This is a genomic window from Pantoea sp. MQR6 (assembly GCF_022761075.1).
In the GTDB taxonomy this organism is placed as follows: Bacteria; Pseudomonadota; Gammaproteobacteria; order Enterobacterales; family Enterobacteriaceae; genus Pantoea; species Pantoea phytostimulans.
Genome location: NZ_JAKYXB010000006.1, coordinates 215,899 through 239,524, shown reverse-complemented (window position 1 = coordinate 239,524; position 23,626 = coordinate 215,899). Strand labels below are relative to the sequence as shown.

Annotated in this window: 22 protein-coding genes; all 22 read left to right on the top strand. The window is 51.7% G+C overall.

Annotation, left to right across the window (positions count from 1 at the left end; all coding sequences use genetic code 11):
• The first annotated feature begins 71 nt into the window (after positions 1–71).
• A complete protein-coding gene (gene ovoA / locus MUG06_RS20075) occupies positions 72–2,210 on the top strand; it encodes a 5-histidylcysteine sulfoxide synthase (protein WP_243079815.1) in 2,139 nt (712 codons plus the stop codon).
• Positions 2,211–2,314: 104 nt separating this feature from the next.
• The gene (gene asnC, locus MUG06_RS20070; RefSeq protein ID WP_215848108.1) at positions 2,315–2,776 is read left to right on the top strand and encodes a transcriptional regulator AsnC; all 462 of its coding nucleotides are present in this window, start codon (positions 2,315–2,317) and stop codon (positions 2,774–2,776) included.
• Between the two features lie 155 nt (positions 2,777–2,931).
• Positions 2,932–3,372 (top strand): FMN-binding protein MioC, encoded by a 441-nt coding sequence (mioC, locus tag MUG06_RS20065; protein WP_215848366.1) that lies wholly within the window; start codon positions 2,932–2,934, stop codon positions 3,370–3,372.
• 433 nt (positions 3,373–3,805) lie between these two features.
• Positions 3,806–5,695 (top strand): tRNA uridine-5-carboxymethylaminomethyl(34) synthesis enzyme MnmG, encoded by a 1,890-nt coding sequence (mnmG, locus tag MUG06_RS20060; protein ID WP_243079814.1) that lies wholly within the window; start codon positions 3,806–3,808, stop codon positions 5,693–5,695.
• A 47-nt stretch (positions 5,696–5,742) separates the two neighbouring features.
• On the top strand, positions 5,743–6,360 hold the full coding sequence (rsmG, locus tag MUG06_RS20055; RefSeq protein ID WP_215848106.1) for a 16S rRNA (guanine(527)-N(7))-methyltransferase RsmG: 618 nt from the start codon (positions 5,743–5,745) through the stop codon (positions 6,358–6,360).
• A gap of 713 nt (positions 6,361–7,073) precedes the next feature.
• Positions 7,074–7,454 carry a F0F1 ATP synthase subunit I gene (gene atpI / locus MUG06_RS20050; protein WP_215848105.1) on the top strand — a complete coding sequence of 127 codons (381 nt, stop codon included), beginning with the start codon at positions 7,074–7,076 and terminating at the stop codon, positions 7,452–7,454.
• 8 nt (positions 7,455–7,462) lie between these two features.
• On the top strand, positions 7,463–8,281 hold the full coding sequence (gene atpB, locus MUG06_RS20045) for a F0F1 ATP synthase subunit A (protein WP_215848104.1): 819 nt from the start codon (positions 7,463–7,465) through the stop codon (positions 8,279–8,281).
• 48 nt (positions 8,282–8,329) lie between these two features.
• Positions 8,330–8,569, top strand: coding sequence for a F0F1 ATP synthase subunit C (atpE, locus tag MUG06_RS20040; protein ID WP_003849523.1), 240 nt, complete (start codon positions 8,330–8,332; stop codon positions 8,567–8,569).
• A 104-nt stretch (positions 8,570–8,673) separates the two neighbouring features.
• The gene (atpF, locus tag MUG06_RS20035; RefSeq protein ID WP_215848103.1) at positions 8,674–9,144 is read left to right on the top strand and encodes a F0F1 ATP synthase subunit B; all 471 of its coding nucleotides are present in this window, start codon (positions 8,674–8,676) and stop codon (positions 9,142–9,144) included.
• A gap of 14 nt (positions 9,145–9,158) precedes the next feature.
• Positions 9,159–9,692 carry a F0F1 ATP synthase subunit delta gene (gene atpH, locus MUG06_RS20030; RefSeq protein ID WP_215848102.1) on the top strand — a complete coding sequence of 178 codons (534 nt, stop codon included), beginning with the start codon at positions 9,159–9,161 and terminating at the stop codon, positions 9,690–9,692.
• 14 nt (positions 9,693–9,706) lie between these two features.
• Positions 9,707–11,248 (top strand): F0F1 ATP synthase subunit alpha, encoded by a 1,542-nt coding sequence (atpA, locus tag MUG06_RS20025; protein ID WP_215848101.1) that lies wholly within the window; start codon positions 9,707–9,709, stop codon positions 11,246–11,248.
• 52 nt (positions 11,249–11,300) lie between these two features.
• Positions 11,301–12,167: a F0F1 ATP synthase subunit gamma gene (gene atpG, locus MUG06_RS20020; protein ID WP_215848100.1), complete on the top strand. Its 867-nt coding sequence runs from the start codon at positions 11,301–11,303 to the stop codon at positions 12,165–12,167.
• A 30-nt stretch (positions 12,168–12,197) separates the two neighbouring features.
• Entirely contained in the window at positions 12,198–13,595 is a 1,398-nt protein-coding gene (atpD, locus tag MUG06_RS20015) for a F0F1 ATP synthase subunit beta (protein ID WP_215848099.1), read from the top strand.
• 24 nt (positions 13,596–13,619) lie between these two features.
• Positions 13,620–14,039: a F0F1 ATP synthase subunit epsilon gene (locus MUG06_RS20010; protein WP_215848098.1), complete on the top strand. Its 420-nt coding sequence runs from the start codon at positions 13,620–13,622 to the stop codon at positions 14,037–14,039.
• Positions 14,040–14,201: 162 nt separating this feature from the next.
• Entirely contained in the window at positions 14,202–15,572 is a 1,371-nt protein-coding gene (gene glmU, locus MUG06_RS20005) for a bifunctional UDP-N-acetylglucosamine diphosphorylase/glucosamine-1-phosphate N-acetyltransferase GlmU (RefSeq protein WP_243079813.1), read from the top strand.
• Positions 15,573–15,718: 146 nt separating this feature from the next.
• The gene (gene glmS / locus MUG06_RS20000) at positions 15,719–17,548 is read left to right on the top strand and encodes a glutamine--fructose-6-phosphate transaminase (isomerizing) (RefSeq protein WP_243079812.1); all 1,830 of its coding nucleotides are present in this window, start codon (positions 15,719–15,721) and stop codon (positions 17,546–17,548) included.
• 165 nt (positions 17,549–17,713) lie between these two features.
• Positions 17,714–18,757, top strand: coding sequence for a phosphate ABC transporter substrate-binding protein PstS (gene pstS / locus MUG06_RS19995; RefSeq protein ID WP_215848095.1), 1,044 nt, complete (start codon positions 17,714–17,716; stop codon positions 18,755–18,757).
• A gap of 87 nt (positions 18,758–18,844) precedes the next feature.
• A complete protein-coding gene (gene pstC, locus MUG06_RS19990) occupies positions 18,845–19,807 on the top strand; it encodes a phosphate ABC transporter permease PstC (RefSeq protein ID WP_243079811.1) in 963 nt (320 codons plus the stop codon).
• A complete protein-coding gene (pstA, locus tag MUG06_RS19985) occupies positions 19,804–20,694 on the top strand; it encodes a phosphate ABC transporter permease PstA (protein ID WP_243079810.1) in 891 nt (296 codons plus the stop codon). The genes pstC and pstA overlap by 4 nt, the downstream gene beginning before the upstream one ends.
• 44 nt (positions 20,695–20,738) lie before the next feature.
• Positions 20,739–21,512 carry a phosphate ABC transporter ATP-binding protein PstB gene (gene pstB / locus MUG06_RS19980; protein WP_215848092.1) on the top strand — a complete coding sequence of 258 codons (774 nt, stop codon included), beginning with the start codon at positions 20,739–20,741 and terminating at the stop codon, positions 21,510–21,512.
• Between the two features lie 17 nt (positions 21,513–21,529).
• Positions 21,530–22,264 (top strand): phosphate signaling complex protein PhoU, encoded by a 735-nt coding sequence (gene phoU / locus MUG06_RS19975; protein ID WP_215848091.1) that lies wholly within the window; start codon positions 21,530–21,532, stop codon positions 22,262–22,264.
• 97 nt (positions 22,265–22,361) lie between these two features.
• Positions 22,362–23,600: an MFS transporter gene (locus MUG06_RS19970; protein ID WP_243079809.1), complete on the top strand. Its 1,239-nt coding sequence runs from the start codon at positions 22,362–22,364 to the stop codon at positions 23,598–23,600.
• Positions 23,601–23,626: the final 26 nt, after the last annotated feature.

Here is a 23,626-nt window from a genome sequence, read left to right as displayed (position 1 = left end):
TCATTAGGCAGAAATCCTTATTTGCTATAGTGAGTAATCGCATTTACTTACTCAGCAATCTGGAGCTTTCTGTGACACCAGCCCAATCTCATCGCGATCTGCTTGCGCCGACGCGTACTTTGCTGCTCTCCGGCCATAACGTAGAACAAAAACGTGCCGAACTGTTGGCGTACTTTACCCAAACCTGGGAACAGTACGAAGAGTTGTTTACCTGTCTTGCCGATCAGCGCGCCTGGTTCAATAAAGCCATCCCACTGCGCCATCCTCTGATCTTCTATTTTGGTCATACCGCCACTTTTTACATTAATAAGCTCATGGCGGGTCGCTACATTGATGCACGCTTAGACGATCGCATAGAAGCGATAATGGCGATTGGCGTTGATGAAATGAGCTGGGATGATCTCAACGACGACCATTATGAATGGCCAACCATCGAAGAAGTGCGTGATTACCGCGGCAGCGTAAAAGCGCTGGTCAGTAAATTTATTCAAACCATGCCGCTGGAATTGCCGATCAGCTGGGACAGCCCAGCGTGGATTATTTTGATGGGCATTGAACATGAGCGCATTCATCTGGAAACCTCCAGTGTATTGATACGCCAACTGCCTATTGAATGGGTCAAACCTCAGCCGCAATGGCCCGCTTGCCCAAACGCGCGTCATGCTCGCAATAGCGTTCCCGCCAACACGCTGGTTGAGATGCCCGGCGGCCGCATTACCTTAGGTAAAACCGATGATACTTACGGCTGGGATAACGAATATGGAACGCAGCACGTCGAACTGAAGCCGTTTAAGGCCAGCAAAATGCTGGTGAGTAATGCTGAGTTTTTTGAATTCATCAGCGCGGGCGGTTATCAGGATGTACGCTGGTGGGATAATGAAGGCTTAGGCTGGCGCGAATTTGCGCAGGCAGAAATGCCTACTTTCTGGGTCGGCACCCCAACGATGCCCGATCAGCTGAAACTGCGCTTGATGACGGAAGAAGTGGCCATGCCATGGGATTGGCCAGCCGAGGTGAATCAATTGGAAGCATCCGCTTTTTGCCGCTGGAAAGCTGACCAAACCGGAAAATCTATTCAGCTTCCATGCGAAGCGGAATGGGCGCAGTTGCGTGAGCAGGTTGAAGGCGATCAGCCGAACTGGGAGCGTGCACCGGGTAATATAAACCTGGCGTACTGGGCCTCTTCCAGTCCCGTTGATCAATTCCCGCAAGGTAACTTTTTCGACGTGATCGGCAATGTCTGGCAATGGACGACAACGCCGACTAGCGGCTTTGAAGGCTTTAGAGTGCATCCTTTATACGATGACTTCTCAACGCCAACCTTTGACGGTAAACATACCTTAATCAAAGGCGGCAGTTGGATCTCCACCGGTAATGAAGCGCTGAAGTCGGCGCGCTACGCTTTCCGTCGCCACTTTTTCCAGCATGCGGGTTTTCGTTATGTTGTCTCTTCACATCAAGAGAGCATGACGATTAACCCGTATGAAACCGACAGTATGGTGTCGCAATATCTCGACTTCCAATATGGTCCACGCTATTTCGGCGTAGAGAACTATGCAGAAACGTTGGTGAATCTGGCGTTGCAGCACACCTCTTTACGTGGCAAGGCATTGGACATCGGCTGTGCCACCGGTCGTGCCAGCTTTGAACTGGCTCGTCACTTCGACAGCGTTGTGGGTATGGATTATTCAGCACGCTTCATTGATGTGGCGCTGCAGTTAGCCAGTGGCGAAGAGTTCCGCTATGTGGTGCCTGAAGAAGGTGAGCTGGTGGAATATCGTCAGGTGCGCTTGAAAGATTTGAATATGGGAAGCGAGTTCGCGCAGCGGATCCAGTTTGTGCAAGGCGATGCCTGTAACCTGAAACCGCAACCACAGCAATATGATTTGGTGTTGGCATCCAACCTGATTGATCGCCTGCGCCAGCCGAAGCGTTTCCTGCAGGACATCACGCCCATGATCCGTTCGGGCGGTATGCTCGCTCTCTCTTCGCCTTATACCTGGCTGGAAGCGTTCACGCCAAAAGAGAACTGGCTTGGTGGCGTGCGCGAAAATGGCGAAGCGCTAACGACCTTACAAGCGCTGCAGCGTCTTTTAGCGGCGGATTTTGAACAGGTTGGCGCACCACAGGATGTGCCGTTTGTTATTCGTGAAACAGCGCGTAAATTTCAACACACGCAGGCGCAATTAACCCTCTGGCGTAAGCGTTAATCTACCCGGCAGCGGTATTCACCGCTGCCGATACATTGCCTAATCCCCCGTTTTGCTGCACATTCTCAACAGTTCAATGAAGAAGTAACATAAAGAGGATGGCAATGGCCGAACATCTGCAACTGGATAACCTGGATCGCGGCATTTTGAATGCGCTGCTGGATAACGCACGCACGGCATATGCTGAACTGGCAAAACAGTTCAACGTCAGTCCGGGCACCATTCATGTGCGCGTAGAAAAGATGAAACAGGCTGGGATTATTCTGGGTACGCGCGTTGAAATCGATCCACGACAGTTGGGCTTCGATGTGTGCTGTTTTATCGGCATTATCCTGAAAAGTGCCCGCGATTATCCTGCTGCGCTGAGCAAGCTTGATGCACTGGATGAAGTCGTTGAAGCCTGGTATACCACCGGCCATTACAGCATCTTCATTAAAGTGATGTGTCGTTCTATTGATGCGCTGCAGCAGGTACTGATCAACAAGATACAGACAATTGACGAAATTCAGTCGACTGAAACGCTGATCTCGCTGCAAAACCCGATCATGCGCACCATCAAACCCTGATCCATCCCCTGCCTTGTGCACAACCTTATCCCCTGTGAATGCGCCGTCTCCCAACGGCTGCGTTCGCATCCTCCGATCTATTAACCCTGTTGTCCACAGGTGGATCACTGCTTGATCACAGCGTACAATGCTCGCCTTTAGTTCAGGAGAGCATGATGGCCGATATTACTTTAATCAGTGGCAGCACCTTGGGAAGCGCCGAATATGTCGCTGAACATCTCGAAGAAAAATTGCAGGAAGCTGGCTTCTCAACGCAGATGCTGCATGGGCCGGAACTGGATGAAGTGCCGCAGGAAGGCGTCTGGCTGATTGTCTCCTCTACTCACGGCGCAGGTGAACTGCCTGATAATCTTGTGCCGTTTTATGACGCTATTAATGAAAGCCAGCCCGATCTGTCTGGCGTGCGCTTCGGTGCCGTTGGTATTGGCAATCACGAGTACGATCTTTTTTGTGGCGCGATCCGTAATATAGAAACGCTATTGATCGCGCGTGGTGCTCAACGTATTGGCGAGCGCCTGGAAATCGATGTTCTTGAGCATGAGATTCCTGAAGATCCAGCTGAAGAGTGGATCGCGGACTGGAAAAGCTTGATTTGATCTGGCTGAGGATCGGGAATTAGCCACGATCCCCAGTGGAAGATGCTGATTTTATGCATTTGAAAGCCATCTGATTGTGGATAACTACCCCTTTTTCCTGCGTATAACCAGTAGTTATCCAAAGAACAACCCAAGTCTATTTTTTGAGCTGTGGATAACTAGCCATTTTGATCTCAGGTTATACGTTGCAGGATCACCGATCATTAACAGCTAGTGATCTTATACATCCTGTTGTTTCATGAGCTTTTTTGAGACATATCCACAACAGATCGCGATCCTAATAAGAGATCTAACAAGAAGATCATATACAGAATAAAGATCCTTTCTTTTAAACACTGACGATCCCATCGCTTTCCCCCTGCGCTGAATTTAAGTAGAATCCACGGCCCAAGGGAGAACGATCCCTGAATGTCCATCAACGAGGTACCACTTCATGTTTTATCAAGATCCTTTTGACGTCATCGTAATTGGTGGTGGTCATGCGGGTACAGAAGCCGCTATGGCTGCTGCTCGAATGGGTCAGCAAACCCTGTTACTCACCCATAACATTGATACGCTTGGACAAATGTCCTGTAATCCGGCGATCGGTGGCATTGGCAAAGGACATTTGGTGAAGGAAGTGGATGCCTTAGGCGGTTTGATGGCCAGTGCGATCGACCAGGCAGGTATTCAGTTTAGGATACTAAACGCGAGTAAAGGGCCCGCCGTCCGAGCGACACGTGCTCAGGCGGATCGCGTGCTTTACCGTCAGGCAGTACGTACTGCACTTGAGAACCAACCCAACCTGATGATCTTCCAACAGGCGGTTGACGATCTGATTGTCGAGAACGATCGTGTCGTGGGTGCTGTGACGCAAATGGGCCTGAAGTTCCGTGCAAAAACGGTGGTTCTTACGGTAGGGACTTTCCTCGATGGAAAAATTCATATCGGGCTGGATAACTACAGCGGTGGCCGTGCTGGCGATCCACCTTCCATCCCGCTGGCAAAACGCTTGCGAGCTTTACCACTGCGTGTAAACCGCCTTAAAACCGGTACGCCGCCGCGTATTGACGCACGATCCATCGACTTTAGCGTGTTGTCGCCGCAGCATGGCGATAATCCAATGCCGGTGTTCTCGTTCATGGGGAATGCTTCACAGCATCCTCAACAGGTACCGTGTTGGATCACATATACCAACGAAAAAACCCATGACGTGATCCGCAATAACCTCGATCGTAGCCCAATGTATGCCGGGATCATCGAAGGGATCGGCCCACGTTATTGCCCATCGATCGAAGATAAAGTGATGCGTTTTGCCGATCGTAATGCGCACCAGATCTTCCTTGAGCCTGAAGGCTTGACCAGTAACGAAATTTATCCAAACGGCATCTCAACCAGCTTGCCGTTTGATGTACAGATGCAGATCGTTCGCTCTATGCAAGGGCTGGAAAATGCGAAGATCATTCGCCCAGGCTATGCCATTGAGTATGATTTCTTCGATCCGCGCGATCTTAAGCAGACGCTGGAAAGCAAATATATTCACGGCCTGTTCTTTGCCGGACAAATCAACGGCACTACCGGTTATGAAGAAGCCGCCGCGCAGGGATTATTAGCAGGTCTGAACGCCGCACGTCAGTCTGCCGACAAAGAAGGCTGGGCTCCACGTCGCGATCAAGCTTATCTGGGCGTGTTGGTTGACGACCTCTGCACGCTTGGCACCAAAGAGCCGTATCGCATGTTCACTTCACGCGCGGAGTATCGTTTGATGCTGCGTGAAGACAATGCCGATCTGCGTTTGACTGAAACTGGCCGCGAGCTCGGTTTAGTGGATGACGCTCGCTGGGCGCGTTTTAATCAGAAACTGGAATCCATTGAGCAAGAGCGTCAGCGTCTACGTGATATCTGGGTACACCCGAAATCAGAAAACGTTGCTGACGTGAATACCGTGCTGAGCGCGCCGTTGACTAAAGAAGCCAGCGGTGAAGATCTGCTGCGTCGTCCAGAACTGACGTATCTGAAATTGATGACGTTGAACGGGTTTGGCCCAGCTCTGTCAGATGCGCAGGCTGCTGAACAGGTTGAGGTTCAGGTAAAGTACGAAGGTTACATTGCGCGTCAGCAGGAAGAGATTGATCGCCAGCAGCGTAATGAAAATACCTTACTGCCGGTCGATCTCGATTATCGTCAGGTTAATGGCTTGTCGAATGAAGTGATTGCCAAACTGAACGATCATAAACCGACGTCAATCGGTCAGGCTTCACGCATTTCTGGTATCACACCAGCCGCCATCTCGATTTTGCTCATCTATTTGAAAAAACAGGGTCTGCTGCGCAAAAGCGCCTGACCTGAAACGGGGCGAGGCAACTCGCCCCCGCTGACTGGACTCACGCTGTGATTAACAAACTCACCTCGCTGCTGCAAGCAGCTAATATTTCCCTCTCCGATCAACAAAAACAGCAGCTGATTGGCTACGTATCGCTGCTGGATAAGTGGAACAAAGCTTACAACCTGACGTCAGTTCGCGATCCACAGCAAATGTTGGTGCGCCACATTCTCGACAGCATCGTCGTTGCACCACATTTGAAAGGCTCGCGCTTTATTGATGTAGGGACCGGGCCGGGCTTGCCAGGCATTCCGCTGGCGATCGTCATGCCAGAAGCACATTTCACGCTGCTTGATAGTTTGGGAAAGCGTGTACGGTTTTTACGGCAGGTACAGCACGAACTTGGTCTCGAAAACATCACGCCTGTGCAGAGTAGGGTGGAGGAGTTTCCTTCGGAGCCGCCTTTTGATGGCGTTATTAGCCGCGCTTTTGCCTCGCTGGAGGACATGGTGAACTGGTGTCATCATCTGCCTGCGCCAGAAGGACGCTTCTTTGCTTTGAAAGGTGTTCGCCCAGACGATGAGATTGCTTCGTTGCCTGCCGGATACACGTTAGATGCTGTTGTCGAGTTGAAAGTGCCTCAGTTGGATGGTGAACGTCATCTGGTCATCATTGGTCGCGAATAGGCATTTAAAGATTGTGGATTAAGGGAAGGTTAAGGTTTCGTCTTAGCAAAAAATGTGGCTAAAAAAACGGCAGTTGATTCTTTTATCGTGCGCGTTTTTTATTAAAGTTGCGCAGGAATAAGGTTAAAAAAGCCAACGGAAATTATCCGAAAAACTCTGTTACATTTAACCTTTAATTCACAATTATTTATCAGAAAGATCACTTATATTGCCGTTCATCTGAATACTGATAGTCACGTCGGAAAATATATCGCAGTAATAACTTGGCGTGCGTAATATGAATTACACACTTTTATTGCACTCTTCGATGTCAACAACATGTTTTTATCGATAATAAGAGATTTGCGACCTGACACTATTTATAACTTGATGATAGTTAAATAAATAACTGCCTGTTAAAAACGGTAAATTGGGTACTGTCACAAAAGTTATTGTAGTTCAGATGCTTATTATGTGATCTAAAGCACGCTTTAAAAGCAAGTCCTGGCTGCATTTTCAGTAGACGGCCTGCCAATTCCAGCGGATTAATCTTTGGAAAAATAGGCGCTCGGAAAGAAATTTAAATAATTGTTCACCTTTTCGCTACTTAGCGATTGAAATCGCAGGTGCGGCCCGTATAATTTGCACGGCTTTTGCTGCTTGACTCAAATGAGTAAAGGCAGTCTTATACGACACGCGACATACCCCTAACGGGGCAGGAGAGTATCAGCGTCATGTCAGTGTCTCTTTACAGTGTGAAATACGCCCGAACCCTGCTGGTTATTCAGCTGGTGACGACTGTCATCATCGGTGCACTCTTTGCTCTGAAAGATGTCCACTGGGGCGTTTCTGCTCTGGCTGGCGGAGCGGCAGCCTGGCTGCCAAACGTGTTGTTTTTGTTTTTAGCCTGGCGCCTGCAGGGGCAAACCCCGGCTTCGGGGCGAGTCGCGTGGAGCTTCGCTTTGGGTGAAATAGCCAAAGTGTTCGCGACCATCATTTTGCTCATTGTGGCGTTGGGTGTATTCGGAGCGGTCTTCTGGCCTCTCGGAATAACCTGGTTATCGGTGCTGGTGGTTCAGATGTTGGCACCGGCGGTAATTAACAACAAAGGGTAAGAGGCATCATGGCTGCAGGAGAAATCTCTACTCCGCAAGAATACATAGGACACCATCTGAATAACCTTCAGCTGGACCTGCGTACTTTCGAGTTAGTGAATCCGCACGACGCTCCCGCGACGTTCTGGGTATTAAATATCGATTCCATGTTTTTCTCTCTGGTGCTGGGACTGGTTTTCCTGGTGTTGTTCCGTAAAGTGGCGAAAACCGTCACCAGCGGTGTGCCAGGGAAATTACAAGCGGCTATCGAGTTGGTTGTTGGGTTCGTTGATGACAACGTTCGCGACATGTATCACGGTAAGAGCAAACTTATCGCCCCGCTGGCTCTGACAATTTTTGTCTGGGTCTTCTTGATGAACTTCATGGATCTGCTACCTATCGATCTGCTGCCATATATTGGTGAGCATTTCTTAGGCCTGCCGGCGCTGCGCGTCGTGCCGTCTGCAGACGTGAACATCACGTTGTCTATGGCGTTGGGCGTATTTATTTTGATTCTGTTCTACAGCATCAAAATGAAAGGCATTGGCGGCTTCACGAAAGAGCTGACGCTGCAGCCTTTTAATCACCCGATCTTCATCCCTATCAACCTGATTTTGGAAGGTGTGAGCCTGCTGTCTAAACCGGTTTCTCTCGGTTTGCGACTGTTCGGTAACATGTATGCGGGTGAGCTGATCTTTATCCTTATTGCCGGTCTGTTGCCGTGGTGGTCACAGTGGTTGCTGAATGTGCCTTGGGCCATTTTCCACATCCTGATCATTTCGCTACAGGCTTTCATTTTCATGGTCCTCACGATTGTCTATCTGTCGATGGCATCTGAAGAACATTGATTTTTTTCTCAACACTAAGCGTTTAACTGAAACAAACTGGAGACTGTCATGGAAAACCTGAATATGGATCTGCTGTACATGGCTGCCGCTGTGATGATGGGCCTGGCGGCAATCGGTGCTGCGATCGGTATCGGCATCCTCGGAGGAAAATTCCTGGAAGGCGCTGCTCGTCAGCCTGACCTGATTCCTCTGCTGCGCACGCAGTTCTTTGTTGTAATGGGTCTGGTGGATGCAATCCCGATGATCGCTGTTGGTCTGGGTCTCTACGTGATGTTTGCTGTCGCCTAAAGCCCTTTGTTCACTCATCACATGTTGTGTACGAGTGAACGGATTCTGCCGTTTATCTTTGATAACGGCAGAAAAGTTAAATACTTAATTAGAGGCATTGTGCTGTGAACATTAATGCAACAATCCTCGGCCAGGCCATCGCGTTCATCCTGTTTGTCGCGTTCTGCATGAAGTACGTATGGCCACCGATTATGGCTGCCATCGAAAAGCGCCAGAAAGAAATTGCTGAAGGCCTTGCTTCTGCTGAACGCGCGAAGAAAGATTTGGATCTCGCGCAGGCTAATGCGACCGACCAGCTGAAAAAAGCCAAAGAAGAAGCCCAGGTCATTATCGAGCAAGCGAACAAGCGTCGCGCGCAGATCATGGACGAAGCCAAAACCGAAGCTGAGAACGAACGTAATCGAATCGTTGAACAAGCGCAGGCTGAAATTGATGCTGAGCGTAAACGTGCACGTGAAGAACTGCGTAAGCAAGTCGCGTTGCTGGCAATAGCTGGTGCCGAGAAGATCATCGAACGTTCCGTGGATGAAGCTGCTAACAGCGACATCGTTGATAAACTGGTCGCTGAACTGTAAGGAGGGAGGGGCTGATGTCTGATCTAATTACTGTAGCTCGCCCCTACGCCAAAGCAGCTTTTGACTTTGCTGTTGAGCATCAAAGTATTGAACGCTGGCAAAAAATGTTGGCGTTTGCCGCAGAAGTGGCTCGCAATGAACAGATGGCAGAACTCCTTTCCGGTGCTTTGGCGCCGGAAGCTTTGTCTGCTTCTTTCAACGCAGTCTGTGGTGATCAACTGGATGAACCCGCGCAGAACCTGATTAAGGTGATGGCGGAAAACGGACGTTTGACAGCGCTTCCAGCTGTACTGGATCAATTCATTCAACTGCGTGACGCCCATGAAGCGACAGCGGAAGTTGACGTGATTTCTGCCAGTACACTGAGTGACGACCAGCTGACTAAAATCAGCACCGCGATGGAAAAACGTCTGTCACGCAAAGTTAAGCTGAATTGCAAAATTGATAAGTCCGTAATGGCAGGCGTGATCATCCGTTCGGGTGATCTAGTGATTGATGGCAGCGTACGCGGCCGTCTTGAGCGTCTGGCAGACGTCTTGCAGTCTTAAGGGGACTGGAGCATATGCAACTGAATTCCACCGAAATCAGCGAACTGATCAAGCAGCGCATTGCTCAGTTCAATGTCGTGAGTGAAGCTCACAACGAAGGTACTATCGTTTCTGTAAGTGACGGTATCATCCGCGTACACGGCCTGGCCGATGTCATGCAGGGTGAGATGATTGCCCTGCCGGGTAGCCGTTACGCTATCGCCCTGAACCTCGAGCGTGACTCTGTAGGTGCAGTGGTGATGGGTCCGTACTCTGACCTTGCCGAAGGCATGAAAGTTAAGTGTACTGGCCGTATCCTGGAAGTTCCAGTTGGCCGTGGCCTGCTGGGCCGCGTGGTGAACACTCTGGGTGCACCTATTGACGGTAAAGGCGCAATCGACAACGACGGCTTCTCGCCAGTTGAAGTGATTGCTCCGGGTGTTATCGACCGTCAGTCAGTCGACCAGCCGGTTCAAACCGGTTACAAATCTGTCGATGCGATGATTCCAATCGGCCGTGGCCAGCGTGAGCTGATCATCGGTGACCGTCAGACCGGTAAAACCGCGATGGCGATCGATGCCATTATCAACCAGCGTGATTCAGGCATTAAATGTGTCTACGTCGCGATTGGTCAGAAAGCGTCAACCATTTCTAACGTGGTGCGTAAGCTGGAAGAGCATGGCGCATTGGCGAACACCATCGTGGTGGTTGCTTCTGCTTCAGAATCTGCAGCACTGCAGTATCTGTCTCCGTACGCAGGTTGTGCGATGGGCGAATACTTCCGTGACCGCGGTGAAGATGCACTGATCGTGTACGATGACCTGTCTAAGCAGGCTATCGCTTACCGTCAAATTTCACTGCTGCTGCGCCGTCCACCAGGTCGTGAAGCTTTCCCTGGCGACGTGTTCTATCTCCACTCTCGTCTGCTGGAACGTGCATCACGCGTAAGCGCTGATTACGTTGAGCGTTTCACCAACGGTGAAGTGAAAGGCCAAACCGGTTCTCTGACCGCGCTGCCAATCATCGAAACTCAGGCGGGTGACGTTTCTGCGTTCGTTCCGACCAACGTAATCTCGATTACTGATGGTCAGATCTTCCTGGAATCCAACCTGTTTAACTCCGGTATTCGTCCGGCCGTTAACCCAGGTATTTCGGTATCCCGTGTGGGTGGTGCAGCGCAGACCAAGATCATCAAGAAACTGTCCGGTGGTATTCGTACCGCGCTGGCACAGTATCGTGAACTGGCTGCGTTCTCGCAGTTCGCTTCTGATCTGGACGATGCAACCCGTAAACAGCTGAGCCACGGTCAGAAAGTGACCGAGCTGCTGAAGCAGAAACAGTATGCGCCGATGTCTGTTGCGCAACAGGGTCTGGTTCTGTTCGCTGCTGAGCGCGGTTATCTGAACGACGTTGAAATTGCTAAAATCGGCAGCTTCGAAGCTGCACTGCTGGCCTTCGCCGATCGCGATCACGCCGAGCTGATGCAGGAAATCAACCAATCTGGCAACTTTAACAACGAAATCGAAGCGAAGCTGAAAGGCCTGCTCGATACGTTCAAAGCAACCCAGTCCTGGTAATGTCTGGCGGCTTGTCTGAAAAGGCAAGCCGCAAGGCTTTGAGGAGAAGCTAATGGCCGGCGCAAAAGAGATACGTAGTAAGATCGGAAGCGTAAAAAATACGCAGAAGATCACCAAAGCGATGGAAATGGTCGCCGCCTCCAAAATGCGTAAAACGCAGGAACGCATGGCAGCCAGCCGTCCGTATGCAGACACCATGCGCAAAGTGATTGGTCACCTTGCGTTAGGTAATCTGGAATACAAGCACCCTTACCTGCAAGAGCGTGACGTCAAGCGCGTCGGCTACCTGGTCGTTTCAACTGACCGCGGGCTTTGTGGTGGTTTGAACATTAACCTGTTCAAAAAATTGCTGGCAGAGATGAAATCCTGGTCTGATAAAGGCGTGCAGAGCGATCTGGCGATTATCGGTTCCAAAGGGATGTCATTCTTCGGCTCTGTAGGTGGCAACATCGTGGCGCAAGTCAGCGGCATGGGAGATAAACCTTCCCTGTCAGAACTGATTGGCCCAGTAAAAGTGATGTTGCAGGCTTATGATGAAGGCCGCATCGACAAGCTGTATATCGTCAGCAACAAGTTTAATAACACCATGTCTCAGACTCCGACCATTACCCAACTGCTGCCGTTACCGCCAGCGGAAGGTGAAGCAGAGATGAAGGCGAAGACCTGGGATTACCTGTACGAACCCGATCCGAAAGCGCTGCTGGATACCCTGCTGCGTCGTTATGTCGAATCGCAGGTGTATCAGGGTGTGGTGGAAAATCTGGCCAGTGAGCAGGCCGCACGTATGGTAGCGATGAAAGCCGCAACCGATAACGGCGGAAATCTGATCAAAGAGCTGCAGTTGGTATACAACAAAGCTCGTCAGGCCAGCATCACCCAGGAACTTACCGAGATCGTCTCGGGGGCCTCCGCGGTTTAACCAGGTTTGGAATTAGGTAGAGGATTCAAGATGGCAACTGGAAAGATTGTCCAGATTATCGGCGCCGTTGTTGACGTCGAATTCCCTCAGGACGCGGTACCAAAAGTGTACAGCGCCCTCGAGGTTCAGAATGGTGATGCTCGTCTGGTGCTGGAAGTACAGCAGCAGCTGGGCGGCGGCGTAGTACGTACCATCGCAATGGGTACGTCTGACGGTCTGAAGCGTGGTCTGGCAGTTAACGACCTGCAGAAACCGATTCAGGTTCCCGTCGGTAAAGCGACCCTGGGCCGTATCATGAACGTGCTGGGCGAGCCAATCGACATGAAAGGCGAGCTGAAAGAAGAAGACGGCAGTGCAGTAGAGATCGCCTCTATTCACCGCGCAGCACCTTCTTATGAAGATCAGTCAAACTCGCAGGAATTGCTGGAAACCGGCATCAAGGTTATCGACCTGATGTGTCCGTTCGCTAAGGGCGGTAAAGTCGGTCTGTTCGGTGGTGCGGGTGTAGGTAAAACCGTAAACATGATGGAGCTGATCCGTAACATCGCGGCTGAGCACTCAGGTTATTCGGTATTTGCTGGTGTGGGTGAGCGTACTCGTGAGGGTAACGACTTCTACCACGAAATGACTGACTCCAACGTTATCGATAAAGTTGCACTGGTGTATGGCCAGATGAACGAGCCGCCGGGTAACCGTCTGCGCGTTGCACTGACCGGTCTGACCATGGCGGAAAAATTCCGTGATGAAGGCCGCGACGTTCTGCTGTTCATCGACAACATCTATCGTTATACCCTGGCCGGTACGGAAGTATCTGCTCTGTTGGGTCGTATGCCATCTGCGGTAGGTTATCAGCCAACGCTGGCAGAAGAGATGGGTGTGTTGCAGGAGCGTATTACCTCCACCAAGACCGGTTCAATCACCTCTGTTCAGGCCGTTTACGTTCCTGCGGATGACTTGACTGACCCGTCTCCAGCGACCACCTTCGCCCACTTAGACTCAACCGTAACGCTGAGCCGTCAGATCGCTTCTCTGGGTATCTACCCAGCAGTTGACCCGCTGGACTCTACCAGCCGTCAGCTGGATCCGTTGGTTGTTGGTCAGGAGCACTACGATGTTGCTCGTGGCGTGCAGTCACTGCTGCAGCGTTATCAAGAACTGAAAGACATCATCGCCATCCTTGGTATGGACGAGCTGTCTGAAGAAGACAAACTGCTGGTGGCACGTGCGCGTAAGATTCAGCGCTTCCTGTCTCAGCCGTTCTTCGTGGCCGAAGTATTTACCGGTTCACCGGGCAAATACGTTTCGCTGAAAGACACCATCCGTGGCTTTAAAGGCATCATGGACGGTGAATTCGACCACCTGCCAGAGCAGGCTTTCTACATGGTCGGTTCTATCGACGAAGCGGTAGAAAAAGCGAAGAAACTGTAATAACGGTTTCCCGGGAGGAAAGATATGGCTATGACTTATCACCTGGATGTTGTCAGCGCAGAGCAGCAGTTATTCTCTGGTCTGGTACAGAAAATCCAGGTGTCAGGTAGCGAAGGTGAGCTGGGGATTTTTCCTGGTCACGCCCCGCTTCTGACTGCCATTAAGCCTGGAATGATCCGTATCGTGAAACAGCACGGCGAAGAGGAGTTTATTTACCTCTCTGGCGGCGTGCTGGAAGTGCAGCCGGGTAGCAGCACCGTTCTGGCCGATACCGCAATTCGCGGTACCGATCTGGACGAAGCGCGTGCTCTGGAAGCAAAACGTAAAGCAGAAGAGCACATCAACAGCAGCCACGGCGACGTGGATTATGCTCAAGCCTCTGCCGAGCTGGCGAAAGCCATTGCTAAACTGCGCGTGATCGAGCTGACCAAAAAAGCGATGTAATCCGGCTTTATGCGTCACGAAATGCCAGCCCTTTGGGCTGGCATTTTTTTTGTCTAAAAGCCATGAAGCAAGAGCCTACCTAATTTCGGCCCGAGAAAAATGTAGTAATCTCAACCCTAAACCGTTTAACTTTCCGCAGTCAAAAATTCAGTCAGGATGATTATGTCTATTAGCGCGATGAGTGTGGTGATCCTTGCCGCTGGCAAGGGCACACGTATGTATTCCGATGTGCCAAAAGTTTTACATACCTTGGCAGGTAAGCCGATGGTTCAGCATGTGATTGACGCCGCCAAAGGTCTTGGTGCGCAGCATGTTCATCTGGTTTATGGGCACGGCGGCGATCGACTCAAAGCAACGTTAACCGACAGTGCCTTGAACTGGGTATTACAGGCTGAGCAATTAGGCACTGGCCATGCAATGCAGCAGGCAGCGCCATTTTTTGCCGACGATGAAGACATTCTGATGCTGTACGGAGACGTTCCTCTTATATCAGAGGCCACGTTACAGCGTTTACGTGATGCGAAACCACAAGGTGGTATCGGATTACTCACAGTGGTGCTAGATAATCCAAGCGGATATGGTCGCATTGTACGTGAGAATGAAACAATCGTTGGAATTATTGAACAAAAAGACGCCACACCTACACAACTCTCTATTAATGAAATCAACACTGGCATCCTGATCGCCAATGGCGGTGATTTAAAACGCTGGTTGGCACAGCTCACCAACAACAATGCGCAGGGTGAATATTACATCACTGACATTATTGCGTTAGCGCACCAGGAAGGCCGACTGATCAATGCGGTGCATCCGGCACGCATCAGCGAAACGGATGGCGTGAATAACCGTCTGCAACTCGCAACCCTGGAACGCACCTATCAAGCTGAACAAGCGGAGAAGCTGCTGTTGGCTGGGGTTATGCTGCGCGATCCGGCGCGCTTTGATCTGCGCGGTACGCTGGCACACGGTCGCGATATCGAAATCGATACTAACGTCATTATTGAAGGTCAGGTGACGTTGGGCCATCGCGTTAAAATCGGCGCGGGCTGCATCATTAAAAACAGTGTGATTGGCGATGATTGCGAAATCAGCCCCTATTCGGTGATCGAAGATGCGAATCTCGCTCAGGAATGTACGGTGGGTCCTTTCGCTCGCCTGCGTCCCGGCAGCGAGCTGGCGCAAGCCGCGCACGTTGGCAACTTTGTCGAAATGAAAAAAGCGCACTTGGGCAAAGGCTCTAAAGCAGGCCACCTCTCTTATCTGGGCGACGCTGAGATTGGCGCTAATGTAAACATTGGAGCAGGTACCATCACTTGTAATTACGACGGCGCGAATAAGTCTAAAACTATTATCGGTGATGACGTCTTTGTTGGTTCGGATACGCAACTGGTCGCACCGGTAACGGTGGCTGCGGGGGCGACAATCGCGGCAGGTACCACGGTAATGAAGGATGTCACTGGCGCTGAGCTGGTCTATAACCGTAAAGAGCAGAATCACAAAGCGGGATGGCAACGTCCGCAGAAGAAAAAATAAATTTTTTTACGGCTCGCCTTGAGCGAGCCGCTGCACGTCCAAAACTATAATCCCCACTCTCTACAAGGCTCGGGGAACCGGCAAAGCCGGAAATCAGGTCGTATGACAACGAAAATGGCGAAGAGCCATGAAGTCAGGAAACTATTATGTGTGGAATTGTTGGTGCAGTAGCACAACGCGATATCGCAGAAATTCTGTTAGAGGGTCTGCGTCGTCTTGAGTATCGCGGGTATGACTCGGCAGGTTTGGCCGTGGTGGATCGCCAAGGGCACGTCACGCGCCTGCGTCGTTTAGGAAAAGTACACAAACTGGCTGAAGCCGCAGAACAGCAGCCGCTAATCGGGGGTACCGGGATTGCTCACACGCGTTGGGCAACGCACGGTGAACCCTCAGAGGCCAATGCGCATCCGCATATTTCAGAGCACATCATCATCGTGCACAACGGCATTATTGAGAACCATGAACCGCTGCGTGAATTGCTGATCGGTCGCGGTTATCACTTTGCCTCAGAAACCGATACCGAAGTGGTGGCGCATCTGGTGCATTGGGAGCAGAAGCAGGGCGGATCGCTGCGTGAAGTGGTATTGCGTGTCATTCCTCAGCTGCGTGGTGCGTATGGCATGGTAATCATGGACAGCCGCGATCCCTCGCTGCTGGTGGCGGCTCGTTCGGGCAGTCCGCTGGTGATTGGACGTGGCGTGGGCGAAAACTTTATCGCCTCCGATCAGCTGGCGCTGCTGCCGGTAACGCGTCGCTTCATCTACCTGGAAGAGGGCGATATCGCTGAAGTGACTCGCCGCGACGTGACTATTCTTGATCGCGCAGGCCAGCAGGTCACGCGTGCAGAAATTGAATCGAACGTGCAGTACGATGCGGGTGACAAAGGCATCTATCGCCACTATATGCAGAAAGAGATTTACGAGCAGCCAATGGCGATCAAAAACACCTTAACCGGTCGTTTTAGCCACGGAGAAGTTGATCTCAGCGAATTGGGCCCACAAGCCGAAACATTGCTGAGCCAGGTTGAGCATATCCAGATTATTGCCTGCGGCACGTCATACAACTCGGGGATGGTGTCGCGCTACTGGTTTGAGTCGCTGGCTAATATTCCTTGTGATGTGGAAATCGCCTCTGAATTTCGCTATCGCAAATCGGCGGTGCGCAAAAATAGCCTGCTGATCACCTTGTCACAGTCGGGTGAAACTGCCGACACGCTGGCCGCGCTGCGCCTGTCTAAAGAGCTGGGCTATCTCGGTTCGTTGGCGGTGTGCAACGTAGCGGGTTCATCGCTGGTGCGTGAATCTGATTTAGCGTTAATGACCAAAGCGGGCACTGAAATCGGTGTGGCATCGACCAAAGCGTTTACTACCCAGCTCGCTGTGTTGCTGATGCTGGTGGCAAAGCTGGGTCGCCTGAATGGCATGTCTGTTGAGACTGAACATGAAATTGTGCACGGTCTACAAGCGCTGCCAAGCCGCATTGAACAGATGCTGGCGCAGGATAAGCTGATCGAAAACCTGGCTGAAGGTTTCTCTGATAAACATCATGCGCTGTTCCTTGGCCGTGGCGATCAATACCCGATCGCGATGGAAGGGGCGCTGAAATTGAAAGAGATCTCCTATATTCATGCAGAAGCCTATGCGGCAGGTGAACTGAAACATGGCCCACTGGCACTGATTGATGCGGATATGCCTGTGATTGTGGTCGCGCCGAACAATGAGCTGCTGGAAAAACTGAAGTCGAACATAGAGGAAGTTCGCGCACGCGGCGGTTTGCTGTATGTGTTTGCCGATCAAGATGCCGGTTTCAGCGACAGCGAAGGAATGAAGATCATTCCATTGCCGCATGTGGAAGAGGTGATTGCGCCAATCTTCTACACCGTGCCGCTCCAACTGCTCTCTTATCACGTCGCGTTGATCAAAGGCACCGACGTCGACCAACCGCGTAACCTGGCAAAATCGGTTACGGTGGAATAAAAAACGGGCCCCGATGTGGGCCCGCTTCATTTCTGCACGCTGTCATATAACTGTCATATTTCGTACATTTCACTGTAACCAAACTGTCCTATTTTCCCTCCAGCAGCAATCACAAAATCTTACTAAAACGGCTTTGAGCCTGAGATTAACTCCCCTGGAGGGAACATGACACTGATGCGTAGCACCGTAGCCCGAATCCTCGCCGCCACCTTCGCCGTAAGCGCGGTCTCTGCTTATGCAGCCACCGATCTGACGGGCGCAGGCGGGACGTTCCCGGCGCCGGTTTATGCCAAGTGGGCAGCAGAATATCAGCAAGCCACAGGTAGCAAAATCAACTATCAGGGTATTGGTTCTTCGGGTGGCGTGAAACAAATTATCGCCAAGACCGTGGATTTTGGTGCGTCAGATGCGCCAATGAAAGATGAAGATCTGCAAAAAAATGGCCTGTTCCAGTTTCCAACCGTGATCGGTGGTGTAGTGCTGGCGGTTAACCTGCCTGGCATCAAATCGGGCGAACTGACGCTGGATGGCAAAACCGTCGGCGACATCTATCTGGGCACCATTAAAAAGTGGAACGATCCGGCGATTACCAAGCTGAACCCAGGCGTCAAACTGCCAGAAACTAACATCAACGTGGTTCGCCGCGCTGACGGTTCCGGCACCTCATTTGTTTTCACCAGCTACCTGGCGAAAGTGAACGAAGAGTGGAACAGCAAAATTGGTAAAGGCAACACCGTTAACTGGCCGACCGGTTTAGGCGGAAAAGGTAATGATGGCGTGGCGGCGTTTGTACAGCGTCTGCCTGGTTCAATTGGTTACGTTGAATATGCCTATGCCAAACAGAACAACCTGACGTACACCAAGCTGATGGATGCCGATGGCAAAGCGGTTGCACCAAGCGAAACCAGCTTCAGCAATGCCGCGAAAGGCGCAGACTGGAGCAAATCTTTTGCCCAGGATCTGACGTTCCAGAAAGGCGACGACGCCTGGCCAATCTCTTCAACCACGTTCATTTTGCTGTACAAGGATCAGGCTAACGCTGACAAAGGTAGCGAAGTGCTGAAGTTCTTCGACTGGGCCTATAAAAATGGTGATAAAACCGCCACCAGCCTGGATTACGCCACCTTGCCAGACAGCGTGACTGAACAAATTCGCTCTGCCTGGAAAGCCAATATCAAAGACAGTTCTGGCAAAGCGCTTTACCAGTAAGTGAATGACCCTGATCGGACATCTGTTCGTTCAGACCTCATGGGCGGCGTTGAGCCGCCCTGATAACCTCTGAAGACTGAGACTTCTATGGCTGCAACGAAGCCGGCATTCAAAGCTCCAGGCAAGCAAGGCGACAAGATTTTCGGCGCGCTGGTAAAACTCTCCGCGATCATTGTGCTGTTGCTGATGGGCGGCATTATTGTCTCCCTGATTATCTCCTCCTGGCCAAGCATTCAGAAATTTGGTTTCTCATTTTTATGGACCAAAACCTGGGATGCGCCCAACGAACAATTTGGTGCGCTGGTACCGATCTACGGCACTATCGTTACCTCTGTCATCGCCTTGATCATTGCGGTACCGGTAAGTTTTGGTATTGCGCTGTTCCTGACTGAACTCTCTCCGAACTGGTTACGTCGCCCGCTCGGTACTGCCATCGAATTGCTGGCGGCCATTCCAAGTATCGTTTACGGCATGTGGGGCCTGTTTGTCTTCGCTCCGCTGTTTGCCGAGTACTTTCAGACGCCGGTGGGTGAAGTGCTGTCAGGCATTCCGATTGTTGGCGAGCTGTTTACCGGCCCGGCTTTCGGTATTGGTATCCTCGCGGCAGGCGTGATCCTCGCCATCATGATCATCCCTTACATCGCCTCGGTGATGCGTGATGTGTTTGAGCAAACCCCGGTGATGATGAAAGAGTCTGCTTACGGCATCGGTTGCACCACTTGGGAAGTGATCTGGCGCATCGTGCTGCCGTTCACCAAAAACGGTGTGATTGGCGGCATCATGTTGGGGCTGGGCCGCGCCCTCGGTGAAACCATGGCAGTGACCTTTATCATCGGGAACACCTACCAACTCGACAGTGCCTCGTTGTTTATGCCGGGTAACAGCATTACCTCGGCGTTGGCGAATGAGTTCGCGGAGGCAGAATCCGGCGTTCACGTTGCCGCACTGATGGAGCTGGGTCTGATCCTGTTTGTGATCACGTTTATCGTTTTGGCGATTTCTAAATTGATGATTTTACGCCTGGCGAAAAGTGAAGGAGCGCGCTCATGACAACAATTGAATTGCAGGCGCGCACTGAGCTTGAGCAGTCACGCCGTAAGATGCAGTCCTGGCGCAGTACAAAAAACAAGATTGCGCTGACGCTGTCGCTACTGACCATGGTTTTTGGCCTGTTCTGGCTGGTATGGATCCTCTATACCACCGTTTCACGCGGGCTGGATGGTTTGTCGTGGGAACTGTTTACCGAATCCACGCCGCCACCGAATACGGCAGGCGGCGGTTTAGCCAATGCTTTAGCGGGCAGCGGCCTGCTGATTTTCTGGTCGACCTTTTTCGGTACGCCGCTGGGCATCCTGGCGGGCGTTTACCTGGCTGAATATGGGCGTAAACACTGGTTGGCGGAAGTGATTCGTTTCATCAACGACATTCTGCTGTCAGCGCCGTCGATTGTGGTCGGCCTGTTTGTCTACACCATCGTGGTGGCGCAGATGCAGCACTTCTCCGGTTGGGCTGGTGTGATTGCATTGGCACTGTTACAGGTCCCGATTGTGATCCGTACTACGGAAAACATGCTGCGATTGGTTCCCGATACCATGCGAGAAGCGGCTTACGCGCTGGGTACGCCAAAATGGAAGATGATCTCAGCCATCACGCTAAAAGCCTCGGTGTCGGGCATTATCACCGGTGTGCTGCTGGCCATCGCGCGTATCGCCGGTGAAACCGCACCGCTGCTGTTTACTGCACTGTCGAACCAGTTCTGGAGCACCGACATGATGCAGCCGCTGGCTAACTTGCCGGTCACCATTTTTAAATTCGCTATGAGCCCGTTTGCCGAATGGCAGAGCCTGGCCTGGGCTGGCGTACTGATTATTACCTTGTGCGTGCTGCTACTGAATATCATAGCGCGTGTGATTTTCGCCAAAGGTAAACACGGTTAACTTCCGGTGCTGCCCTGCGCGGCACCGTTTAAGAGAGACGAACAATGCGTAACGCGACTTCATCTGCCGATAAAATTCAGGTCCGTAATCTGAACTTCTATTACGGCAAGTTTCACGCGCTGAAAAATATTAATCTGGATATTGCTAAAAATCAGGTTACGGCGTTTATCGGCCCGTCGGGCTGCGGCAAATCCACCTTGCTGCGCACCTTCAATAAAATGTATTCGCTCTACCCTGAACAGCGTGCTGAAGGGGACATCCTGCTGGATGGCGATAACATTTTGGCCACGCATCAGGATATCGCGCTATTACGCGCTCGCGTGGGCATGGTATTTCAAAAGCCAACCCCGTTCCCGATGTCGATTTATGACAACATTGCCTTTGGCGTGCGTCTGTTTGAGAAGCTGTCGCGGGCTGACATGGACGAGCGTGTGCAATGGGCGCTCACCAAAGCGGCGCTGTGGAATGAAACCAAAGACAAGCTGCATCAGAGCGGTTACAGTCTTTCCGGCGGTCAGCAGCAGCGCCTGTGCATTGCTCGCGGCATCGCCATTCGCCCGGAGGTTCTGCTGTTAGATGAGCCTTGTTCCGCGCTCGACCCGATCTCCACCGGGCGCATTGAAGAGCTAATCACCGAGCTGAAGCAGGATTACACCGTGGTGATTGTTACCCACAACATGCAGCAGGCGGCGCGTTGTTCCGACCACACCGCATTTATGTATCTGGGCGAACTTATTGAATTCAGCGATACCGACACGCTGTTCACTAAGCCTGCGCAGAAACAAACTGAAGATTACATTACTGGCCGCTACGGCTGATTTGTCAGGAGATTGCCATGGACAATTTGAATCTGAATAAACATATCTCCGGGCAGTTCAATGCGGAGCTGGAACACATTCGTACCCAAGTGATGATCATGGGCGGCATGGTCGAGCAGCAGCTGACGGATGCGATTACCGCGATGCACAATCTGGACGGCGAGCTGGCACAGCGCGTCATCGACGGTGACCAAAAGGTCAACATGATGGAAGTGGAGATTGATGAAGCCTGCGTGCGCATCATCGCCAAACGTCAGCCAACCGCCATCGATCTGCGCTTGGTGATGGCGATCATCAAAACGATTTCTGAGCTGGAGCGCATCGGTGATGTGGCTGAGAAAATCAGCCGCACCGCGCTGGAAAAGTTTGGTCAACAGCATATGCCGCTGTTGGTGAGCCTGGAATCATTGGGCCGCCACACGGTGCAGATGCTGCATGATGTGCTGGATGCCTTTGCGCGTATGGATCTTAACGAAGCGATTGAAATCTATCGTGAAGACAAGAAAGTCGATAAAGAGTACGAAGGCATTGTGCGTCAGTTAATGACTTACATGATGGAAGATCCGCGCACTATCCCAAGCGTATTGACCGCCCTGTTCTGTGCCCGCGCCATTGAACGCATCGGGGACCGCTGTCAGAACATCTGTGAAATCATCTTCTACTTCGTTAAAGGTCAGGATTTCCGCCATGTTGGCGGTGACCGGTTAGATGAACTGCTTTCCGGTGACGACGGCAGCAATAAACCTTCCTGATGTGATTTAATCCGTGCGTTGTTCTGACGCACGGGTTTCCTGTTGCCCCCCTCACTCCTTTATACTTGCGGCACTTTCCCCTTTTAGGTGCCAATTGATGTCTTCTTCTCCCCACTCCAGGCAGAGCGCCACGCCTGCTAAAGCCATGCTGGCTGCCGTTAGTGGTTACGCCATGGACGGATTTGATCTGCTGATCCTTGGTTTTATGTTGCCCGCTATTAGCGTGTCACTGGCGCTTGATCCGTCACAAGCGGGGTCGTTAGTGACCTGGACATTGATCGGCGCAGTTATCGGCGGCATTGTGTTTGGCAATCTCAGCGACCGCTTTGGCCGCATTCGTATGCTGACTATCACCATCTTGGTTTTTTCGGTGTTTACCGGCCTGTGCGCAGTCGCGCAAGGTTACTGGGATTTGTTGGCTTATCGCACGCTGGCTGGCGTGGGATTAGGGGGCGAATTCGGTATCGGCATGGCGTTAATTGCTGAAGCCTGGCCTGAAGAGAAGCGCAATCGCGCATCAGCGTGGGTGGGCATCGGTTGGCAGCTTGGCGTATTGCTGGCTGCGTTTATCACGCCACCGTTATTGAGCGTGATCGGCTGGCGCGGCATGTTCCTGGTTGGTTTGCTGCCTGCGATTGTTTCCTTTGCCATTCGCCGCAGCATGGGCGAACCGGAAGGTTACACGCAGCAGGTAAAGCACGTTCCTTCCTTGTCTTTTATGGCGCGACTCAAACTGTTGGTTCGCGATCGTGATACCACAAAAGCCAGCCTCGGCATCTTCATTCTTTGCTCAGTACAGAACTTCGGTTATTACGGTTTGATGATCTGGATGCCAAGCTATCTCTCCTCCAACTTTGGCTTTAGCCTGACCAAATCGGGCTTGTGGACGGCAGTTACCGTGGTCGGCATGACATTTGGTATTTGGCTGTTTGGCGTGTTGGCGGATCGCTTTGCGCGCTGGAAGATTTTTTTGCTGTATCAGTTTGGTGCGGTGGCGATGGTCATCATCTATGCGCAACTGCGCGATCCCACCGTGATGCTGTTTACCGGTGCGCTGATGGGCATGTTTGTGAATGGCATGATTGGCGGCTATGGCGCGCTGATTTCTGACACCTTCCCACCACAGGCGCGCGCCACAGCGCAGAACGTATTGTTCAACCTCGGACGCGGCGTTGGCGGCTTTGGCCCAGTAGTGATCGGCCTGTTGGCGAGTAAGTTCTCTTTCGTTGCAGCGATTACCTTGCTGGCGCTGATTTATCTGCTGGATATCCTCGCCACGCTATTTTTACTGCCGAAAAAGCAGAGCAAGGAAGATGCGCTAGGCGCAATTGGTTAAGTTTGGCTAGGCGCGCTGGCCCCATC

Excerpts from the sequence above, each read along its gene's own strand:
- glmS (WP_243079812.1), top strand. The coding sequence starts at position 15,719 with ATGTGTGGAATTGTTGGTGCAGTAGCACAACGCGATATCGCAGAAATT.
- pstC (WP_243079811.1), top strand. The coding sequence starts at position 18,845 with ATGGCTGCAACGAAGCCGGCATTCAAAGCTCCAGGCAAGCAAGGCGAC.
- atpG (WP_215848100.1), top strand. The coding sequence starts at position 11,301 with ATGGCCGGCGCAAAAGAGATACGTAGTAAGATCGGAAGCGTAAAAAAT.
- atpB (WP_215848104.1), top strand. The coding sequence starts at position 7,463 with ATGGCTGCAGGAGAAATCTCTACTCCGCAAGAATACATAGGACACCAT.
- atpI (WP_215848105.1), top strand. The coding sequence starts at position 7,074 with ATGTCAGTGTCTCTTTACAGTGTGAAATACGCCCGAACCCTGCTGGTT.
- asnC (WP_215848108.1), top strand. The coding sequence starts at position 2,315 with ATGGCCGAACATCTGCAACTGGATAACCTGGATCGCGGCATTTTGAAT.
- atpH (WP_215848102.1), top strand. The coding sequence starts at position 9,159 with ATGTCTGATCTAATTACTGTAGCTCGCCCCTACGCCAAAGCAGCTTTT.
- glmU (WP_243079813.1), top strand. The coding sequence starts at position 14,202 with ATGTCTATTAGCGCGATGAGTGTGGTGATCCTTGCCGCTGGCAAGGGC.
- atpD (WP_215848099.1), top strand. The coding sequence starts at position 12,198 with ATGGCAACTGGAAAGATTGTCCAGATTATCGGCGCCGTTGTTGACGTC.
- MUG06_RS19970 (WP_243079809.1), top strand. The coding sequence starts at position 22,362 with ATGTCTTCTTCTCCCCACTCCAGGCAGAGCGCCACGCCTGCTAAAGCC.
- atpA (WP_215848101.1), top strand. The coding sequence starts at position 9,707 with ATGCAACTGAATTCCACCGAAATCAGCGAACTGATCAAGCAGCGCATT.
- MUG06_RS20010 (WP_215848098.1), top strand. The coding sequence starts at position 13,620 with ATGGCTATGACTTATCACCTGGATGTTGTCAGCGCAGAGCAGCAGTTA.
- pstA (WP_243079810.1), top strand. The coding sequence starts at position 19,804 with ATGACAACAATTGAATTGCAGGCGCGCACTGAGCTTGAGCAGTCACGC.
- pstS (WP_215848095.1), top strand. The coding sequence starts at position 17,714 with ATGACACTGATGCGTAGCACCGTAGCCCGAATCCTCGCCGCCACCTTC.
- atpE (WP_003849523.1), top strand. The coding sequence starts at position 8,330 with ATGGAAAACCTGAATATGGATCTGCTGTACATGGCTGCCGCTGTGATG.
- mnmG (WP_243079814.1), top strand. The coding sequence starts at position 3,806 with ATGTTTTATCAAGATCCTTTTGACGTCATCGTAATTGGTGGTGGTCAT.
- phoU (WP_215848091.1), top strand. The coding sequence starts at position 21,530 with ATGGACAATTTGAATCTGAATAAACATATCTCCGGGCAGTTCAATGCG.
- pstB (WP_215848092.1), top strand. The coding sequence starts at position 20,739 with ATGCGTAACGCGACTTCATCTGCCGATAAAATTCAGGTCCGTAATCTG.
- mioC (WP_215848366.1), top strand. The coding sequence starts at position 2,932 with ATGGCCGATATTACTTTAATCAGTGGCAGCACCTTGGGAAGCGCCGAA.